Raw genomic sequence first — 18,737 nt, 5'->3', positions numbered from 1 at the left:
AAGCTATTTGCATAATAAAGATAATAAAGAAATATTAATGAATTGTCGTTTACACTCAGATAACCCACTTTTTTTAGCAAATCTACAGTTTTTTGTATTCATATTTCTACTATTTTGCTTTCAGAGTACGATTCAAGCGAGAGATGGTCGAGTCGTAAAAGAAGAAAAATTGCTTGGAGATATTCCTTTTTTGAAGGGCCAGAACTCGCTTGATGGCAAGCTGAGTGAAGTTGTATGGAAAAATGCTCTCGAAATTCCTTTATTAATTGAGACCGAGCCAGCAGAAAACCAGGTTGCAAGTGAAAAGACTATTGCCCGAATATATCAAGATGGTGAATATCTCTATATTGGAGTGATCGCATTTGATCCGAATAAAGACCAAATAAGAGCATTTCATACCGATAGAGATAAAATTTGGGCTTCTGACTATATTAGCGTCAAATTAGACACTTTCGATAACTCGCGACAAGCTTACCAGTTTTTTGTGACACCAACTGGAATTCAAGCTGATCAAATTCTGGACGACAACATCGCTGAAGAAGACTTAACTTGGGACGGTATCTGGTATTCTTCTGGAGAAGTTAATGACACTGGGTATACAGTAGAATTTAAAATTCCTTTTAATACGCTTAGATTTAATAATGGAGGCGATGTAAAACAGTGGGGAATAGAGGTGATTAGGTATCGCCCCAGAGAACTGGATCATCGTTATTCAACCCAACCTCGTGAACGAAATCAGAGTTGTATGGTTTGCGAGCTGAATAAAGTAAGAGGTTTAAGCCAGATAAAGCCGCCTCTCAATGCGACCTTGATTCCTTCATTGATCGTAAATAGTCAAAAAGAAAGAGATATCGACGGTGCAGAGGCTTGGTCAAATAGTGAGTCAGAAACCAGATCCAGTTTTGATTTACGCTGGGGAATTAATGAACAAAATTTCTTAAATGCAACCATTAACCCTGACTTTAGCCAGGTTGAAGCTGATGCTTTTCAGCTCGATGTGAATACTCTGACAGTCCTCTATTTAGCGGAAAAGCGACCATTTTTTCAAGATGGGGCTGATTACTTTAATCACTGGGGAAACCTTATTTACACCAGAATTTTTGAAGAACCAGACTACGGTATAAAGTTTACCGGAAAGGATAACCATCATAGTTATGGGGTCATGCTTCTAAAAGACAAGGTAACTAATTTTCTTGTTTCACATAGTCAAGGTGCTTATCTGGAATCGAGGGCTGTTGAAAGTAATAACTTTGTCGGACGTTATCGTGTTGATCTGGGAAAAAGAAATCATTTGGGACTCACCTTAACCAATCGAGACGGTGATGGCTATAAGAATATTGTTTACGGCTTAGACTCTAAGACATGGGTAAATGATACAGACTATTTTAAAATTCAGTCTTACTGGTCTGAATCGACTTATCCCGACGATGTCCTGGCTGATTTTAGCGGTATCGAAGACGCTGGAAAAGCATTGGTCAGGCCGAATATGAATGATAATTCCTTTTCTTTAAATTATACCCACTCCAGTCGGGATTGGCGTTGGTATTCGACATACCATCAATTCGGTGAAGATTTTAGAGCTGATGCTGGGTTTATTTCGCGAAGCAATTGGCAACGAATTGCCGGGGGAGTTTATCGTTATTGGTACTCAGATGATAAAAATAAGTGGTGGCAAAATGCGTCAGTTTTTATCGGTCATGCTGATACCGCTGAAATGAATGGTGATGCGTTAGAAAAGCAAAGTAATATCAATTTTGAGGTTAATGCTACTCTAAGTTCATCCTTTGGTCTGGATAGTGTTAACAAGGAAGAGCACTATGACGGCCAGGTATTTTCAAAAGACGAAAATATCTTATGGTTTGAGTTGACCCCATTGTCAATGCTTGAGATTACCGGTGAAGTGAGCCGCTCTGATGCAATTTATTACACTGAAGCAAGAGCAGGTGAAACATTTACCACACAGCTTGGCTTTAACTTTCAGGCTACGGAAAAGCTCAATATTGAATTAGAGATGATCAGTCAAACCTTCGACTTGCCTGAGGGAGAGCTGTATCAACTCGACTTATTGAACAGTTCCCTGACGTACCAGTTTAATGAAAGAAACCAGTTAAGAGTTAGTGCTCAATACCGAGAACTGGAACTTTCGAGTGTGGAGAAATATATCGGTAGCCAAGTACTCTATTCTTACAAAGTAAACCCGTTCACGCTCATCTATATAGGCTATTCCGATAAAGCCAATACAACCAGATACTCGATGTCTCCGCTCATTTTTGAAAAAACTGCATTTGCCAAGTTTTCTTATGCTTGGCAGCTCTAATTCTATTTGCCTCTATTGCACATAAAAAATACTTAGAAAGTATTCTTAATAGCCGTCAACACTGGTATCATGGCGGCTTCATGCCATTTATTGGTTGGTTATTAATTTTTCCAAGGGTATTACTAAAAGATGGGTTCACTTTTTAAGGTAGTTAATGCTTTTATATTCAGCGTAATGTTTGCGTTCCCTGCAGTTGGCGACGACTTCTGGATGGGAAGGCCTTCAGATGAAAGTGATGAAGAGGTTGTGTGTGAACCAGGAAAGGAAGACTGTGATGCGAAATGGGAAGGAAGTGTCGAGTTCGGATATGTAGCTGTTTCTGGAAATCAGGAAACTGACTCCTTGAATGGAAGGTTTGCTTTGAGTTATGAAGTTGAGAAGTGGCGTCATGGTGGTTTTGTTGCCACTCAGTCTAGCTCTACCGATGACAAAATAAACGATATTCAGACCGAAGCTAGAAAGTTAGTCGCACAGTTAAAATCACAATACAAATATAGCGACAATGCCTACGCATTTGGCATATATGACTTTGATGATACCAAAGATTCCGGCTTTGACTATCAGTCTTCCATTGCATTTGGTGCAGGTTATAGCTTTCTGAATTCTGAAGAGCATACTCTAGAAGCCGAACTAGGTTTGGGTATCAGGGAAACTAAAAATACTTTCGTCGCGGATAATCCTGATACAGTTGAAAATGAAGAGGTACCTAGCGTAACTTCAAGTGAACAAATAGCGAGATTGGCAGGACTTTATAAGTGGAATATCAGTGAAAACTCGAATTTTGAACAGACTATCTCTGCCGAAATAGGTGAAGATAATGATGTATACAAGTCTTACTCTGCTATTTCAGCTAATATCATTGAAAATCTAGCGCTTAAAATTTCATATACGGCAAAATACCAGTCGGAAGTCCCAGAAGGAAATGAAGATTTAGAAACGGTTAGCTCTTTCACCGTAGTGTATTCATTTTAGTAAGCGTCAGTCTTTCAAATGGCCGCCAAATTGGCGGCTTTTATTTTTCTAGCAGAGCTGAATCTGAAACAAACGGATTTGACTCTCTTTCAACACCAAAGCTTGATAACGGACCATGTCCTGAGACGAACCGAGTTTCATTACCTAGTGGCCATAATTTTTGAGTTATTGAGTTAATCAGGGTATTGAAATCTCCCCTTGGAAAGTCTGTTCGGCCAATACTCCCCTTAAACAAAACATCGCCAACAAAAGCAAGGTGTGACTGTCTGTGGAAGAAGATCACGTGGCCTGGAGTATGTCCAGGACAGTGGTAGACTTCGAGCGTTTCGTTGCCTACATCAATTCTATCGCCATCGTTTAGCCACTGATCGGGATGGCATATTTCGACTCCGGCGAAACCGTAACTTTGCGCTTGCTTTTCCATTCCTTCTAGCCAGAACTCATCTTGCTGGTGCGGGCCTATAATTTTAACTTCGAGTTCTCGTGAAAGAGCTGCTGCACCACCAGCATGATCGAGGTGTCCATGAGTCAAAAGTATCTTCGACACCCTTAGCTGATTAGACACAATAACTTTCATAATTTGATCGATATCTCCACCAGGATCAATTACTGCGCCCTGTAAAGTTTGTTCGCACCAGATTACTGAGCAGTTTTGCTGAAAAGGTGTAACTGTAACTACTTCAACCCTTAACCCCATGGTTAACCTCTAATTTTTTGATGATTCTATAATTTTATGATGACGCCAGCTGTTGAGCAACAATTTCCCTAAGCCATTGTTGAAGCTGCTTTCTGCCGGAAAGTTTATATGTGGACAATATTACGTCGTTGTCCTTTTTAAGAAATAATAGATCGATTAAAAATGCAACTTCATTCTTTCCTATTAGCGGTGGGATTTTCGTGAACTTCTCTGATGATAATGCCAGTGTATTGCCCAGCCAGAAGTAGAGTAAGTCACTTACCATCGAAAGAGAACGGTACCCTTTAGAGAAGTTAAGTAGTTCCTCTTGTTCGCATGAGGTAAGCTGAACTTCATTAAAAACAGGCTGGTTGGTGACAATTGTTACTATGAGTTCTGAATCTAGCGAGCGATACTCCGTTGTAGACTTAAAGTTAAGCTGATTCTTGAATCTGCATTTTAGTATTGAGTTAATTGCATCTGCTTTTGGAGACAGGGGATAAATCATTTCAGCATTGTATGCTCCAGAAGAAGAATCCTTGCTACTACCGATTCTATAAATAGAGAACCGATTTTTGAACCAAAAATTTAATACTTCAGCTGTCATAGCAAAGCTGGTAGAAATTGCATCGACTTCCTTCGCTTGCCGAATAAGGCTTTCCACCATAAAAGAGCCCAGACCTTGGTTCTGCAATTGAGGGTGAATCGCAATTCGCATGATTCTCAAATAGCTTAATGGGCCGGCTTCTTTTAGACCCAGGTGCGAAATGATTGATTGAGGTGTAAATTGTCCGGCCATACTTTTTCGGCCTTTATAAGCACTTTCAATCTGTGAAGCTGAGAAATCACCTTCTTTAACAGCGAGTATCACTCCCAATATTTTTTCTTCTGGCTGCAAGACGGCTACTTGCATAGCAGGGTTTGAAAGGATTTGCTCAAGATCTGCTGGACGAGTCTGATAATGTGCATTGATTAATAAAGCGATGATTTGTGTTAATAGCTTCTCATTTGTTTTTAATTCACTCTTAGTTAGAAGCCGGAAACAGTCGTCATATTGAAATAACTTGGGCTCTAATTCATTTTTACTTAATGAAAGAATTGAAGAGTTCAGTAGGAACCCTTTGAACATAGCGCTCTCGATTAGATCGCTACTTGACCATCTGATAGGTTCTATGAGCTTCGTGAAACGGGTCTGGGGAAAGACATCAATAAGATGTTTCTTAAAGCGAATTTCAAATCCTTGACCATTACCTTCGTAACCGTGCGTTGTTGTCGAAAATACCATTCGGTTAAATCGTGTGCACAATTTTTGTAAAACAGATACAGGAAGCGCAGCAGCTTCGTCAATATATATTGTATGAGCTTGTTCGTCTGAACCAATTACTTTGTCACAGGGAAAAAACTTTAGTTCTGAGCCATTTGACAAGACAGCATGGAAGGGATGTTTTTGCTCCGGTTTTACTGACAGAGCTTCGCACCGACGATAAAAATGTTCAAATATTTTTGTGGTATTGCTTTTACTTCTCGAGGTCACAATGATCTTTAACGACTTGTGACTGAGTAGATTGGCTGCTGCGATACCCAGAGTGGCCGATTTGCCTCTACCGCGATCGGCAGTTAACACAAGAGGCCGCCTGGCGTGACCTGTGGACACTCTCTCAACCTGTGACACTACAGATTGTTGCTGTTCAAGTAGGTCGATAGTTTGCCGCAAACAATCACTTTGCTGCGCTATTTTTCTTGCAGAAATACTTTGAGTTAGAATACAGCCGGACTGTTTATCAATGATAGTCAAATATGGCAGGGGAGAGTTTAGATTTTCCATTAATTCAGACAAAAAACGAGACAGTACCGGACTAAAATGCTCCACTTCTATCTTTTTTAAAGATGAATCAGAAATATGATTTTTTATAGACTCAATAGTTTTTGACGGCAGAATTAAGCTGAGAATACCTCCCCCAGGTACCAGTCCGCACACTGTAGCGAACAGGTTTGGATCAAACTTGCTATCACATTCAAACTCAACAAACCTGTATTCGCTGCCAAGAAGCCCTACTGCTTTGTTCGTATGACTGACATAGTCTTTTGCAGAGAGAGAAGGGGAGAGAGCGTTATTTAAGCGTTTCTTAATTGAGTCGTAAAGTTGATCTTCTCTGGCTGTGATAATACACCCTCGAATATTAAAACGCTCGAGTGACGGAAGCCATTCATCGAGGAAATATTCGGTATTGACAGGCTGAAAAGTAGGCATCTAGAGAGAGGTTCTATTCTGATTGATTCTCTATTATATGCTGAAATCTGAATCAAGCCAAAGCTCAATACCTTAGCAGCGTTTTCTCTTTTCCCATCTTAATTTGAGTAGCTTGTCTTTAGTCCTGTCAAAATCTTGAGCTGGTAGTCGTTGCTCGAGTTTGGACATCGCCTTAGCGAGCTTTTGCTCAATGCGAAGGCAAAACAATGCGTTTTTATCGGTTGAGGAATCATTTAGTTTGCTTCTTACCGAACTGTTTAGGATTTTTGTATTACGGCGATTTACATTGGGAATCTTGGCCCACTTCGTGGTTTCCTTCTTTGGGAGTAGAATTTCCTGGTATTTTTTAGTTGCAGGTTTAGTTTGGGAGTAGACCTTGTACCCGTTGTGGTCGAGATACACATAGAGCTTATTTAACTTAGGTTCTTTGGCGAAAATAGTCCTGGTACCAAGGCCTGAATTCAGAATCAGAAAAACGGTGATTAGTAGCACGATGTTGGACTTGCGACTCATTTGACCTCCTTGTCAAACTTATCAACTCTGGAATGGAGAATAGTGTAGCGAATAAAGTGTTATTTCAGAATGAGTCAAAAGAGAGTTGTCGTGTAAGAAATTGTCTATTTATAGATAGCAAAAAGTAAAAAAGCGGCAATAGCCGCTTTTTTACTTCGATACTTTAAACGCTTACGAGAAGTTCTCAGAAACGAAATCCCAGTTGATAATTTCCCAAATAGATTCAAGATATTTAGGGCGAGCGTTTCTATAGTCAATATAGTAAGCATGCTCCCAAACATCGATGGTTAATAGTGGAGTGTAATCTTCTGTTAGGGGGCAACCAGCATTACTGGTATTGACAATTTCCAGGTTACCTTCAGCGTTTTTGACTAACCAGGTCCATCCAGAACCGAAATTAGTTGCAGCAGCAGTAGTGAATTTTTGTTTTAGCTCTTCCATAGAGCCGAATGCTGTGTTGATTGCTTCTTCCAGGCTAGCAGAAGGTGACGTTGAGTTAGGGGTCAGGCAATTCCAGTAAAAAGTGTGGTTCCAGATTTGTGCCGCATTGTTAAAAATTCCACCATCTGATTTTTTGATGATTTCTTCAAGGCTCATAGAAGCATAATCTGTATCAGCAACCAGGTTATTCAGGTTTACAACGTAAGTGTTGTGATGTTTGCCGTAATGGAAGTCGATAGTTTCTTCAGAAATTGTTGGTGCGAGTGCATCTTTGGCATAAGGTAATGCCGGTAGTTCAAAAGACATGTTAGCTCCTACATGTTTAGAATTGTTGTGACTAAAGCTGTATTTTAGACTTTTTTCGGGTAATGTATCAAAGAATTATTATATTCTAACTTAGAGTTAATAGATTACAGCTATTATCATCATAGCTTGATCAATATCATAGTAAATTGGTCGGATATTCATGGCCATTGAAAAAGAAGAAGGGTAGAATTGCGCCATTCTCTATTAGGTATTTTATTGAGGTATTAGATGGATACTATTGACAAAATCAAGCAACAAATCGACGAAAACAAGATTCTCATTTATATGAAAGGATCTCCAGAGGCGCCTATGTGTGGGTTTTCGGCACAGGCATCACAAGCGTTAATGTCATGCGGTAAAGAGTTTGCGTACGTAGATATCTTGCAAAACCCTGATATAAGAGCCGAACTGCCTAAATATGCAAACTGGCCGACTTTCCCGCAACTATGGGTTAACGGAGAATTAATTGGTGGTTGCGATATTATGCTGGAGATGCATCAAAGTGGCGAACTAGCTGAAGTCATCAATAATGCCTGAGGTTTGAAATAGATTTATCGTTTTTCTTACCTATTCTAAAGCGCTCTCTCGAGCGCTTTTTTGTTGATTACGACTTTACAAGCCTGTCAACTTAGCCCCGCGAGATATAATACAATTCAGGTGACAGACTAGGTTACTGCTCGTTTGTGCAGAATATCTCTGTATGCTTAACTTTATGTCGTAAGATGTTTCTGTTTGCACAATTAATCTACAACTGGAGGATTCGTTGCCATTTATCAGCCCTCATCAGATGCTTCTTGATTCAGGTAAAAAGCGCGGAAAAAAGGTTTTCCTGCACCAACCAATCGGAAAAGGTTATAGGCTTACAACCTGGGCTGATGCATATCAGCAAGTTATGTCTATGGTCAGTTATCTTGTAAAGTTCCCAAAGGGAAGCAAGATAGGTATTTATTCACTCAATTGCGACCGCTGGATTATGGCTGACCTGGCAATTATGATTGCTGGGCATGTAAGCGTACCTATATATCCGACAGCAAGCGCGAGAACAATTTCTTTTATTGAGAAACATGCTGAATTGAAGCTTGTGTTCATCGGAAAGCTCAATGAAGCTATTCCTAAAGGAGCGTTTACCTCGCAAATAGAGAAAGTCTCTATTTTTACACAAGATTCAGATTTACCTTTTTGGAATGACATCATTAATCAAAATTCCCCGGCTAAAAGCATAGTCATGCCTGATCCGCTAGATGTTGCGACTATTGTTTATACTTCTGGAACTACAGGAGAGTCAAAAGGAGTTGTCATCAGTTATCTTGCTCTATATAACGCGTTTGAGTCGATAAGGAACACCTTTAATGTATCAAGTGAGGAGAGATTCTTTTCATATTTACCTTTGGCGCATGTTGCAGAAAGGGTCGCAGTTGAGATGGGAGCTGTATTTTACGGAGCCTCCATCTACTTTGTAGAGAAGCTGGATACTTTTGCAGAGAACCTAAGATTTGCTCAACCATCTATTTTTTTCGGTGTACCTAGAATTTGGCTAAAACTTAAACAGAACATCGAATCCAGGCTCGGCGGAGAGCGAATCCTGTCGTTACTCTTGAATCTTCCTGTGATGGGTATTTGGCTTAAAAAAAAGATTGTAGCAAAACTTGGATTGGAGAATGCCTGGCTCTGTTTAAGTGGTGCGGCATCGATTTCCAAGGAAGTAATAGAGTGGTATGAAGAGTTAGGCATAGTTATTTATGAGGTTTACGGTATGTCTGAAACTTTGGGTATCGCTACGGCAAATGCCGTTGGTAAACGAAAAGTAGGAACAGTTGGAAAGCCTTTGCATAACTGTAAAATCCTCATCGCAGATAACCAGGAGATACTATTGCAAGTGCCATCAATGATGAAGGAGTACTACAAACTTCCGGAGCTCACCCAAGCCGCAATTCAGGATGACTGGTTTAGAACGGGAGATCTTGGAGCTGTTGATGAGGAAGGTTACTTACGGATTACTGGTCGAGCTAAAGATCTATTTAAAACCTCCAAAGGAAAATATATTGCCCCGACTCCAATTGAGCAGAATTTAGCTTCGTTATTTAAGTGTGACAATGTGTGCGTGATGGGAGAGGGGCTGGCACAACCCGTTGCTATAGTTTCGATGCAAGCCACTACTCTTTCTCAGACCAAAAAAAATGGTAAACAAATAGCTTCCAAGTTGAATTTATTAAATCAACAGCTTGAAAAACATGAGAAGCTTGGCTTTTTGGGCCTGACTAGCGAAGAGTGGAATTCGGATAACGAATTATTGACGCCCACATTAAAAATTCGCAGACAGGCAGTCGAAACATACTATAAGGCGGACGTTGCCAAATTAATGAAATCGGGAAAGCGTTGGGGGATTCTGGAAAAGTAGTCGGGTTATTATCTTTGAGTAACAAAAAAGGCCCTTTCAGAGCCTTTTTTTGAATTACGAGAATATTATTCTAACCAGGACGTCACCTGCGTATGCCCGGCTTCTCTGTAGCTATTGACTTCTGCCTCTATGGCTTCAATCGCTATTCCCAGGTTTTGATCTTTGTCTTCATTTGTTAATTCTTTGATGAACTGTTTTTCTTTAAGCGTTCCATGCTCTACTTTCGGTTCATTTTTGTACATAAATTCTCCTGACTGAGTAGAGTCTAAGCGGTCAACTGAGTTAATGAGCTTTTGTTTAATCCAAAATAATGTTTGGCGATCTTGTTGATCTTGCTGTCAATGTCATTGTCGTTGAACCAGTCTTCTGGGTAAGAGCCAATAAGTTCGACGTGTTCTGGAAGTAGAGGTGTAGTTATAGGCGAACTTAATACAACATCGGTTGCCACATGAAAGTTAGCGTATTGGCCAGATTGAGTGCCCAAGCACAGGCGTCCATTATCAATGGTGTACCACTTCATAATAATAATAATACCTTAACTATTTTCCCCAAAAACACATGGCTGATAAATCTTTTACCAATTCAACCCATCCAAATTTAAGGTGAGATTGAATATTTCATCGAAGTTGATTAAATATCAGCCACACATCATCTTAACAGATACTTGTGGTGAATTTGTGACTTAGTTCACGCTTCGATTTTATTTTGAAAAAAAACAAAAATTCTTTAAAAACAATTATATAAGTCAATAATATCAATCTATTTCTAAGATAAATTTAAAAGATACAGTATTTTTTATTGCCAAAAAGAATAAGTAAGGTAAAAATTTGGCTGGATATCGTTTGTTACAGTTATTTAATCCATAGGACTTTGTTTCGATTTAATCGCTAGATATACTCGATATTTAACTGGAAGTATTAAATTCTATAAAAAAACAATAATAGAAAAGGGCCGTTTTTTGGATTATCTAAATAAAGTAGTCTGGGTTACCGGGGCGTCGTCAGGAATTGGAAAAGCTTTGTGCGAAAAGCTTGATGCGTTGGGGGCTCGCCTAATTCTGTCATCAAGAAAAGAGCAAGACCTGCGAAGTGTATTGAATACTCTTGGCAACCCCGCCAAGCACCATATTTTGCCATTCGATCTATCTCACGGCGATCAAGCGAGATCCTGGGTCGAAACTGCATGGCAATTCAATGGAGGCATTGACATTTTGATAAATAATGGAGGGATTAGTCAGCGAGGATTAGCAGTAGATACCCTTTTACCTGTTGACCGAAGGATTATGGAGGTTGACTATTTTGGTACGATTGCATTGACTAAGGCGCTGCTCCCTTACTTTATTGAGCGAAGAAGTGGCACCATTGTCAATATTGCCAGTATCGCAGGAAAGGTTGGTGTTGGTATGCGTACAGCCTATTGCGGTGCAAAGCATGCTCTGGTTGGGTTTATGGATTGTTTACGAGCAGAAGTTGCTAGCTCAGGTATTAAGGTTTACACCGTGTGCCCGGGGTTTGTGAGAACAAATCTTAGTAGAAATGCACTTAAAGGGAATATGAAACCTTATGCCAAAATGGACAACGAAATTAATAACGGCATGTCGACAGACAAATTTGTAAGGCTAATGTTATCAAAGATTGGCGGATGGAGAGGAGAAATTATTATCGCCGAGGGCCTCGCTAAGTTTGGGTATCAAGCTCGTAGATTTGTTCCAAACATCTACCACTGGATGTTGCCGAAAATTTATACACGAAAAGACTAATTATATAAGCCGGATACATGGCTAAAGGATGCAGTTGGAATGAAAAAAATTGTTTTATGGGGGATAGCACTTCTATTTTGCCTGATAGTAATACCTCTGGGGGCGTTTGCGGCACATGAATGGTATGGACGTCCATTTTTTATTAATAACTTTTTTAACCGCTTTGCGCTAAAAATAGCGCTTGATAGTCCTGAAACACTAACGTCATTGAAAGTTTTGGAACAGTTTGGTATCGATGGCCACAATGGTGAATTAGATGATGCGAGTCCTGAGTCAACTGATGAGTTTTTCAAGTTCATTAGCTCTGAATATGAAGTTTTAAAAACCTATTCAAATGAAGAGTTAACAAAAGAAGAAAAGCTTTCAAAGCGTATCGCAGAATACTTGTTCCAGTTTGCAAAAGAAGCAGAAGAGTTCAAATATCATAATTATCCGGTTAATCAATTGTTTGGTGTACAAAATGGCTTCCCTACCTTTATGGAGTCACAACATCAAATTAATGATCTTAAGGACGCGGAGTATTATGTTAGCCGTTTGCATAAGCTCCCTAGAAAGTTCTCTCAAGTTGTAAGAGGGCTAAAACTGCGCACTGAAAATGGAATTATCCCGCCACAATTTGTAATTGAACGAGTAGTAGAAGAGATGCAAGGGTTCACAGAAACCAAGGTTGAAGAGAATATTCTCTATGCTTCTCTCAAAGAAAAGCTGGAAAAGGTAGAAGGTATTGCGCAGGAAGATAGAGATGAAATTCTAGCAAAAGCAAAGTTGGTGATAAATGAGGAAGTATATCCAGCTTATATTGAGTTAACACGTTATTTCAGTGGGCTTTCTGATAAAGCTGATCATCGAGATGGGTTCTGGAAACTTCCGAATGGCGAGAAAGCTTATCGGCTAGCGTTAAAGCTATTTACATCAACCGATTACTCTCCTGATTATCTACACAATGTAGGAATTCAGGAAGTCGCCAGAATTCAGGCCGAAATTTTGGAAATACTGCAAGCAGAAGGCTTTGATACTACAGAAGGCTTTACGCAAAGTATGAAAGCCTTATCTGAACAGGAGAGATTCTTTTACCCTGATAGTGATGAGGGTCGGCAACAAATTTTGGATGATTACCAGACAATAATCGATGAGATTGATGCGGGTTTAGCGAGCGCTTTCAATGTCAGGCCTACAGCAAAAGTTAAAGTAGAGAGAATTCCAGAGTTTAAGGAGAAAACAAGTCCAGGTGCCTATTACAATGCTCCTTCTCTAGATGGTTCTCGACCGGGTATTTTTTATGCGAATCTTTACGATATCAAAGCAACCCCCAAGTACAGTATGCGAACTCTGGCTTATCACGAGGCCATTCCTGGACATCACTTTCAAATAACAGTCGCTCAGGAGTTAGAAGGACTACCGATATTCAGGCGGTTTTCACCTTTTACCGCATATGTAGAAGGATGGGCTCTTTATGCGGAAAGGCTCGCGTGGGAACTTGGGTTTCAAGACAACCCTTATGACAATATCGGGCGGCTTCAAGCTGAGCTTTTTAGAGCGGTAAGGTTAGTCGTGGATACCGGAATTCATGCTAAACGCTGGACGCGTGATGAAGCCATAACCTACATGATAAAGAATACCGGAATGGCTGAGTCAGATGTCGTGGCGGAAATAGAGCGCTATATTGTTATGCCTGGTCAAGCTTGCGCATATAAAGTTGGAATGATAAAAATACTTGAATTAAGAGCTAAAGCGAAAGAATCTTTGGGCGATAGATTTGATTTAGCTGAGTTTCACGATGTCGTCCTAAAAAATGGTGCGGTTCCTCTAGACATTTTAGGGGAGCTGGTTGATGAATATATAGAATCCAAGGCATATTTGAGCGAATAGGTCTGTATTGCACTGGTGGACTATGATTGATAGCAATATAGTCCACCCTAAACTATAATTTGTAGGCTAGAGCTTGAATCTCTCAAATAGGTTATCGGAGTAGGTTTTTCTTATGTCAGATGAAAAACGGAAAGACAGACGACACAGTCGCGAAGAAAAGATCTTCATTGAAGTTCTAGCTGCTTCCAGTGACACAGCTTCCGACAACTTGATGCTGGAATGCTCAACTCGTGATATTTCAAAAAATGGGTTAAAAATTCACGCCAGATTTCCGTTTATACAAGGCTCTATTTTAGAATTACTACTGAACTTTGAGTCGGGTGGATACAAGTTTTTACTGACCGGAGAGGTCAAGTGGGTGGAAAACATCTCTGATGAAGACTATCTTGCGGGCTTTGAACTTGTGGATGCCGAGCATTCTGACTACATGGTGTGGCAGAAAATGTTTGCGGAAGCTAGTTAGCGCCACTCTGCGGCAAACTTATGTTAGCGCCCTAATGTTAAACGCCCCAAAATATTGAATTTTGTTTAAAAATGTTGAATCCCTTGATTTTATAGAGAGCTTCAGGATAAGCTCAGCCAGGATATAGGAGTCGTAAAACAATATTTTTGGGGGAGTTGTATGGCGACCAGTCAACAGCCTACAAAGGCGGAACTTCAGGTATTGCAAGTACTTTGGCAGAAGGGAGCTTCTACAGTAAGAGAAGTTCATGAGATCTTATCTAAGTATCAGAAGACGGGATATACGACCGTCTTGAAAATTATGCAAATTATGTACGATAAGTCTCTTGTCGACAGAGATGAATCTGCAAGGGCGCATGTGTATTCTGCTAAAATTACCGAAGCTGATACTCAGGGTGTGATGGTTCGTGACATGATTTCGAGAGTATTTAAAGGCTCTACTTCTCAGATGTTAGTCAGTGCTTTGAATGGGAAAACTAGCAGGCAGGAAATCGCAGAAATAAGAAAAGTTTTGAACGAACTCGAAAATAATAATAAGTAAGCGAGTTGTTTGAGTTTGGATATACCAATTCAGGATCAGGGGTATGGACTTAGGGAACTGGCTAGTTGATGGCGTTCTAATAAAAAGCTTAGCACTAACAATTCTTCATTTTTCCTGGCAGGGGCTCATCCTTGCTGTTCTATTGAAGTTGTCGTTATTTTTTATTGATCAACAGAAATTCTACTTAAGATATAGAATAGCTACAGCCACCTTATTAATCACAATCGCTGCACCAGTAGTGACCTTCTACTGGTATCTTAGCGCGCGTACAGGTACCGGTATCGACTTGACTTTTGTGCCGGTGGAATCTGTTGTTCCCTTAGGAAGTATTCTAACCGGAATAGATGTGCAGACTTCCGACTTGTCATTTATCCAAAATGAATCTGGGGCGACGCCCCTAATTGGTGATTTTGAAATCGTTTTATTATGGGGCATAGGTGTAATAGCTGCGCTATCCAAATTTCTGGTAGATGTTAACAAGACCTACCGTTTAACTCGGGTTGGAGTGAGATCATTAGGAAGCTCGATTGAATCAATGGCTGGAGCCATAAAAGTTAAAATGCGGGTTGGACAGACGGTTACTTTCCTTAAATCGGATATTGTTAATGTTCCAGTGGTTGTCGGCTTCCTGAAGCCAGTTATCTTGCTTCCCGCAGCTGTTGCAATAGGCCTGGATAGAGAACAATTAGCCCTTATTCTTGCTCATGAGCTTGCTCATGTTAAACGCCGAGACTTTTTAGTTAACATTTTACAGGGTGTTGTTCAGGTTATTTTCTTTTACCATCCATGCGTTTACTGGATTAACCGGGTGATTCGTGAAGAAAGGGAATTCATCTGCGACAAAATGGCGATAGAAGCTCAAGGTGAATCTGAAGAGTCAAGATTGGGTCTGGCGAAGGCGCTATTGAATACTGCCGAATTAAAGCAAGGCAATTTTTCGCTGGTTGCTGTGTCCGCTTCCGGAGGCCATCTCAGAAGACGGATTTACCGTATTGTCAGCAAGGAATACAGTCGATTTCCATCAGCTAACGGGATAGTTGTACTGCTAAGCGCCATAGGATTTAGCTTTGCTGCAATGGCTGCTACTTCCCAAATGACTGATGAGACAAGTTCTATCACTCAAATTTCAGATAGCAGCCTTGTTTCGGATAGTAGCCCTGAAACTTCGAAAAATATTGAATTAGATAGGTATTTTGAGGCTGGAGCAAATCGACAACAGTTGAAGAAAGTTGCTGAGAAATTGCCTGTTTTTGATCTGGAGCTGGAAAAGCAGGACAATCTGAGGAGCTTGAACAGGAGCCAGGATAGATTCAGTCAAAAAGAAATGGCGAAACAACAAAAAATTAAAGTGAATTCAGAAGAAAAGGTTGGCGAACAAGAAAATGGCGCTTTAGTAACTGGTGGACAGGAAGCTGAGCCCCTGATTTTGGTGGAGAGTGTTGAGAAAGAAGATGCAGAAAGCGAAACCGACAAAGAAATTATTGAAAATTCGAACAATTCAGGTAGCTTAAGCAAGTTAAGTAGCAATGTTGATTCAATGAGTGCAAATACTTTTGTACAAGAAAATGCTTCAGCCAAGAAGAAAGAGACATTAAGAGTGGCTGTTATCTCTCCAGGCGTTTCCAAAGTTAAATCAGCTATAGAGTCTACACCCGTTCTTGAGTCTAAACCTGTTCTCGACCATGGTTTTGCCAACACGAGTGGTTCCATCTCCTCAAGTGCTATCAAAAAAGTAGATAATGAAACCGTTATTTCAAGACTGTTACGAACTTCCAAGCTGGAGAGGATTGATTCGGTTGTCTCCTCAGATGACATCATTAGAGAAGTCGAAGTAAAAGACTTGTATACAGAACCAAGGGCCTTGAATACCCCTTATCCTAGCTATCCTGCGGAGGCCTTCTTGCAAAAGCTTAAAGGAAAGGTAAAGGTTGATTTCATTATTGATGAAAATGGTAATGTTGATGATCTTGAAATATCTAATTCGATTTCAAGAGTGTTTGTCAGGGAGATAAAAAATAAGCTTCGACGGTGGAAATACGAACCCGCCACTAAGAATGGTGTGAAGGTGGCACATCAGGCTAGCATGCTTTTTGAGTTTGATGTTCCTGAGCAAAGGCCTTACTACAAGCGGGTTACCGGATCTCGACTAAACTATAGAATTCGAACTCTTTAATGATTAGTCGAATTTATTGCGATAAAAAGAGTCCTCTTTACTAGGCTTTTTCAGAAGAACGTATACAGACCCGGCTCCGCCATGGTTAGGCTGGGCTGAATGGAATGCTATTACGACATCCACCTGTCTGAGCCAATAATTTACATAACTTTTCAGGCGAGCCGGTGGTGTACTCATGATTCCTTTGCCGTGAGTTATTAGCAAGACTCGGCGGTTGAGGGAGTTTGCAGTGCGTAGTAGATGATAAACCTCGTTTCGAGCCTCTGCGACAGTTTTTCGATGTAAATCAAGATGGAAGTCGAATCCATACTTACCTTGTCTTAATTTTTTGTATACGCCCGGTTGTACGCCATCTAGCTTGAATTCCAGTATTTCTTCAGGCTCCACTGGCGGCACTTCGCCATCGGTTAAGAAGTTTTTATCTTTGCGAGCAAATGATTCAGCAATTTTTTGCCTATAAGGAGTGTTGATATCTTCCCCTGGCTTTTTCAATTGGTGGACTTTATCTTGCTTAATTGGCCTGACTCCAGCCATTTCACTTAAAAAGTCACTATTTTTATTGTCATTCGACATTAACAATCGACCCAGTAATAACTCTGATTCTACGAATACCCAGTATTCTAAAAAAATATCTCCTCGCATGGTAGATGAAACTCATTGGTAATTTACCTATAATAGCTATAGCGGTAGTCAATTCATTGGAATAGTGACGGAATATCAATATGATAGATGGCAAATTTGATGTGGTTTTTCGCGGTCAAATAGTAAAGACTGCAGAAATTGGAGATGTAAAGGCCAAGTTGGGACAGCTGTTTAAGTCAAGTCCAGATGCAATTGACCGTTTGTTCAGTGGTACAGAAGTGGCTATTCGCAAAAACCTGGATTACCCAGCAGCTATGAAGTACCAGTCGGCAATGAAACAAGTTGGTGCGTTAGCTCTGATCAAGGAAGTAGAAAGTACCGATTCTGAATCAGAAGTTACAGAAAACAAGAATAGGGTAGCAGAGGGTGCTACAGGCTCGAATACACCACCACAGGAAAGCGAAAAAGACGCAGAGCATGAAGATAGTGGAACACTTACAATTGCCGAAACTGGAGCCCAAATCTTGCCGCCTAAAGTCTACGAGAAACGAGAAGTAGATACGAGCAACTTATCCCTGGCTGCGGCAGGAGAGCGAATTCTGCCTGAAAAAGAGCCTGAAAAACAAGAAGGCCCTTCAATTGATCATTTAAGTCTTGAGTAGCAACTGAAAACGCTGTCCTAATATAGCATTGTCTGATTAATTCATGTTTGGGCGAGGATAGTGGTCTACCCATAAATTGGTCGCTCCAGCTACCGCTGCAGGCATCACAAGAATATTGAGGCCTGGAATCATAGTAAGAAGCATCACCATGCATCCGAATCCCATCGAGCCGGAACGTCGTTCCTTGATTTGATCAAGCATTGCTGAGAATGGGATTCGATGATTGTCCATTGGGTAATCAATATATTGAATGGCAGCCATCCACGAATTGAAAAAGAACCAGACTATAGGCGAGATAAAGAAAAAAGGGGTCCAAAATGTCAGTAAAAAGAGTAATAGACACCCTATAGCTCTGGGTAAAAAGTAGACAAGCTTTCTCCACTCTCTGCCAAATAGTCGGGGAATGTCGGCAAAAAAGTTTTTCCAGCTAAACGAATCAGTTTTATAATTTTCCCCTCTTAGATTCTTTTCCACTGCTTCTGCCAGCAAGCCATTGAAAGGGGCTGCAATCCAGTTAGCAATGAAGGCAAAAATAAAAAACACTACTATGACAACCCCGATAACTATCAGGGGCCAAATCAGCCACTCAAGATTTTCGACAGTCCATTGAACCCAGCTGTATTCGCTTTGCTTTAGCCCAGCGAACCAGTCTCCTATCATGTTAAAGGCCCATAAGCTGGCAGCACTTAACAATATCAAGTTAATTGTAAGTGGAATCAAAACAAAGCTTCTTATACCTGGCTTAAGAATGAGACGAAATCCATTGCTCAAATAATGAGCGCCACTGAATGCGTTGTTTGTCATATTTTAGAATT

18 protein-coding genes are annotated in these 18,737 nt (G+C 40.4%); 10 read left to right on the top strand and 8 right to left on the bottom strand.

Features of this window, described 5'->3' with window-relative positions; genetic code table 11:
• Positions 1-37: 37 nt before the first annotated feature.
• A complete protein-coding gene (locus IYN84_RS06000) occupies positions 38-2,317 on the top strand; it encodes a carbohydrate binding family 9 domain-containing protein (RefSeq protein WP_196138245.1) in 2,280 nt (759 codons plus the stop codon).
• A 129-nt stretch (positions 2,318-2,446) separates the two neighbouring features.
• Positions 2,447-3,289, top strand: coding sequence for a YdiY family protein (locus IYN84_RS05995; protein WP_196138244.1), 843 nt, complete (start codon positions 2,447-2,449; stop codon positions 3,287-3,289).
• A gap of 40 nt (positions 3,290-3,329) precedes the next feature.
• Here the strand turns inward: IYN84_RS05995 and IYN84_RS05990 are convergent, their stop codons facing one another.
• The 4 genes from IYN84_RS05990 to IYN84_RS05975 form a co-directional block, all read right to left on the bottom strand.
• Positions 3,330-3,986 (bottom strand): MBL fold metallo-hydrolase, encoded by a 657-nt coding sequence (locus IYN84_RS05990; RefSeq protein WP_196138243.1) that lies wholly within the window; start codon positions 3,984-3,986, stop codon positions 3,330-3,332.
• Between the two features lie 34 nt (positions 3,987-4,020).
• Complete coding sequence (locus tag IYN84_RS05985) at positions 4,021-6,216, bottom strand: GNAT family N-acetyltransferase (RefSeq protein ID WP_196138242.1); 2,196 nt, start codon at positions 6,214-6,216, stop codon at positions 4,021-4,023.
• A 72-nt stretch (positions 6,217-6,288) separates the two neighbouring features.
• The gene (locus IYN84_RS05980) at positions 6,289-6,729 is read right to left on the bottom strand and encodes a hypothetical protein (RefSeq protein WP_196138241.1); all 441 of its coding nucleotides are present in this window, start codon (positions 6,727-6,729) and stop codon (positions 6,289-6,291) included.
• Positions 6,730-6,900: 171 nt separating this feature from the next.
• Entirely contained in the window at positions 6,901-7,476 is a 576-nt protein-coding gene (locus IYN84_RS05975; protein ID WP_196138240.1) for a Fe-Mn family superoxide dismutase, read from the bottom strand.
• Positions 7,477-7,704: 228 nt separating this feature from the next.
• Here IYN84_RS05975 and grxD point away from each other — a divergent pair, with 228 nt between their 5' ends.
• Both grxD and IYN84_RS05965 read left to right on the top strand, forming a co-directional pair.
• On the top strand, positions 7,705-8,013 hold the full coding sequence (gene grxD, locus IYN84_RS05970; RefSeq protein ID WP_196138239.1) for a Grx4 family monothiol glutaredoxin: 309 nt from the start codon (positions 7,705-7,707) through the stop codon (positions 8,011-8,013).
• A 226-nt stretch (positions 8,014-8,239) separates the two neighbouring features.
• Positions 8,240-9,874: an AMP-binding protein gene (locus IYN84_RS05965; protein ID WP_196138238.1), complete on the top strand. Its 1,635-nt coding sequence runs from the start codon at positions 8,240-8,242 to the stop codon at positions 9,872-9,874.
• Between the two features lie 65 nt (positions 9,875-9,939).
• Here the strand turns inward: IYN84_RS05965 and IYN84_RS05960 are convergent, their stop codons facing one another.
• Positions 9,940-10,116 (bottom strand): hypothetical protein, encoded by a 177-nt coding sequence (locus IYN84_RS05960; RefSeq protein WP_196138237.1) that lies wholly within the window; start codon positions 10,114-10,116, stop codon positions 9,940-9,942.
• A gap of 23 nt (positions 10,117-10,139) precedes the next feature.
• Positions 10,140-10,394: a hypothetical protein gene (locus tag IYN84_RS05955; protein ID WP_196138236.1), complete on the bottom strand. Its 255-nt coding sequence runs from the start codon at positions 10,392-10,394 to the stop codon at positions 10,140-10,142.
• A gap of 438 nt (positions 10,395-10,832) precedes the next feature.
• Here IYN84_RS05955 and IYN84_RS05950 point away from each other — a divergent pair, with 438 nt between their 5' ends.
• From IYN84_RS05950 to IYN84_RS05930, 5 genes are all read left to right on the top strand, one after another.
• Positions 10,833-11,633 (top strand): SDR family NAD(P)-dependent oxidoreductase, encoded by an 801-nt coding sequence (locus IYN84_RS05950; RefSeq protein ID WP_196138235.1) that lies wholly within the window; start codon positions 10,833-10,835, stop codon positions 11,631-11,633.
• A 39-nt stretch (positions 11,634-11,672) separates the two neighbouring features.
• Positions 11,673-13,502 carry a DUF885 family protein gene (locus IYN84_RS05945; RefSeq protein WP_196138234.1) on the top strand — a complete coding sequence of 610 codons (1,830 nt, stop codon included), beginning with the start codon at positions 11,673-11,675 and terminating at the stop codon, positions 13,500-13,502.
• Between the two features lie 112 nt (positions 13,503-13,614).
• A complete protein-coding gene (locus tag IYN84_RS05940) occupies positions 13,615-13,965 on the top strand; it encodes a PilZ domain-containing protein (RefSeq protein ID WP_196138233.1) in 351 nt (116 codons plus the stop codon).
• Between the two features lie 159 nt (positions 13,966-14,124).
• Positions 14,125-14,505, top strand: a complete 381-nt coding sequence (locus IYN84_RS05935; RefSeq protein WP_196138232.1) for a BlaI/MecI/CopY family transcriptional regulator — start codon at positions 14,125-14,127, stop codon at positions 14,503-14,505.
• A 43-nt stretch (positions 14,506-14,548) separates the two neighbouring features.
• A complete protein-coding gene (locus tag IYN84_RS05930) occupies positions 14,549-16,678 on the top strand; it encodes a TonB family protein (protein WP_196138231.1) in 2,130 nt (709 codons plus the stop codon).
• 3 nt (positions 16,679-16,681) lie between these two features.
• Here IYN84_RS05930 and smrA read toward each other — a convergent pair whose 3' ends face one another.
• Positions 16,682-17,320: a DNA endonuclease SmrA gene (gene smrA / locus IYN84_RS05925; RefSeq protein ID WP_246722603.1), complete on the bottom strand. Its 639-nt coding sequence runs from the start codon at positions 17,318-17,320 to the stop codon at positions 16,682-16,684.
• 80 nt (positions 17,321-17,400) lie between these two features.
• Here smrA and IYN84_RS05920 point away from each other — a divergent pair, with 80 nt between their 5' ends.
• A complete protein-coding gene (locus IYN84_RS05920) occupies positions 17,401-17,922 on the top strand; it encodes a hypothetical protein (protein WP_196138230.1) in 522 nt (173 codons plus the stop codon).
• Positions 17,923-17,958: 36 nt separating this feature from the next.
• Here the strand turns inward: IYN84_RS05920 and cysZ are convergent, their stop codons facing one another.
• The gene (gene cysZ / locus IYN84_RS05915) at positions 17,959-18,726 is read right to left on the bottom strand and encodes a sulfate transporter CysZ (protein WP_196138229.1); all 768 of its coding nucleotides are present in this window, start codon (positions 18,724-18,726) and stop codon (positions 17,959-17,961) included.
• Positions 18,727-18,737 lie beyond the last annotated feature (11 nt).

The sequence above is a fragment of the Aliikangiella sp. G2MR2-5 genome (genome assembly GCF_015687155.1).
Lineage (GTDB): Bacteria > Pseudomonadota > Gammaproteobacteria > Enterobacterales > Kangiellaceae > Aliikangiella.
This window is presented reverse-complemented; position numbering and strand designations above follow the sequence as displayed.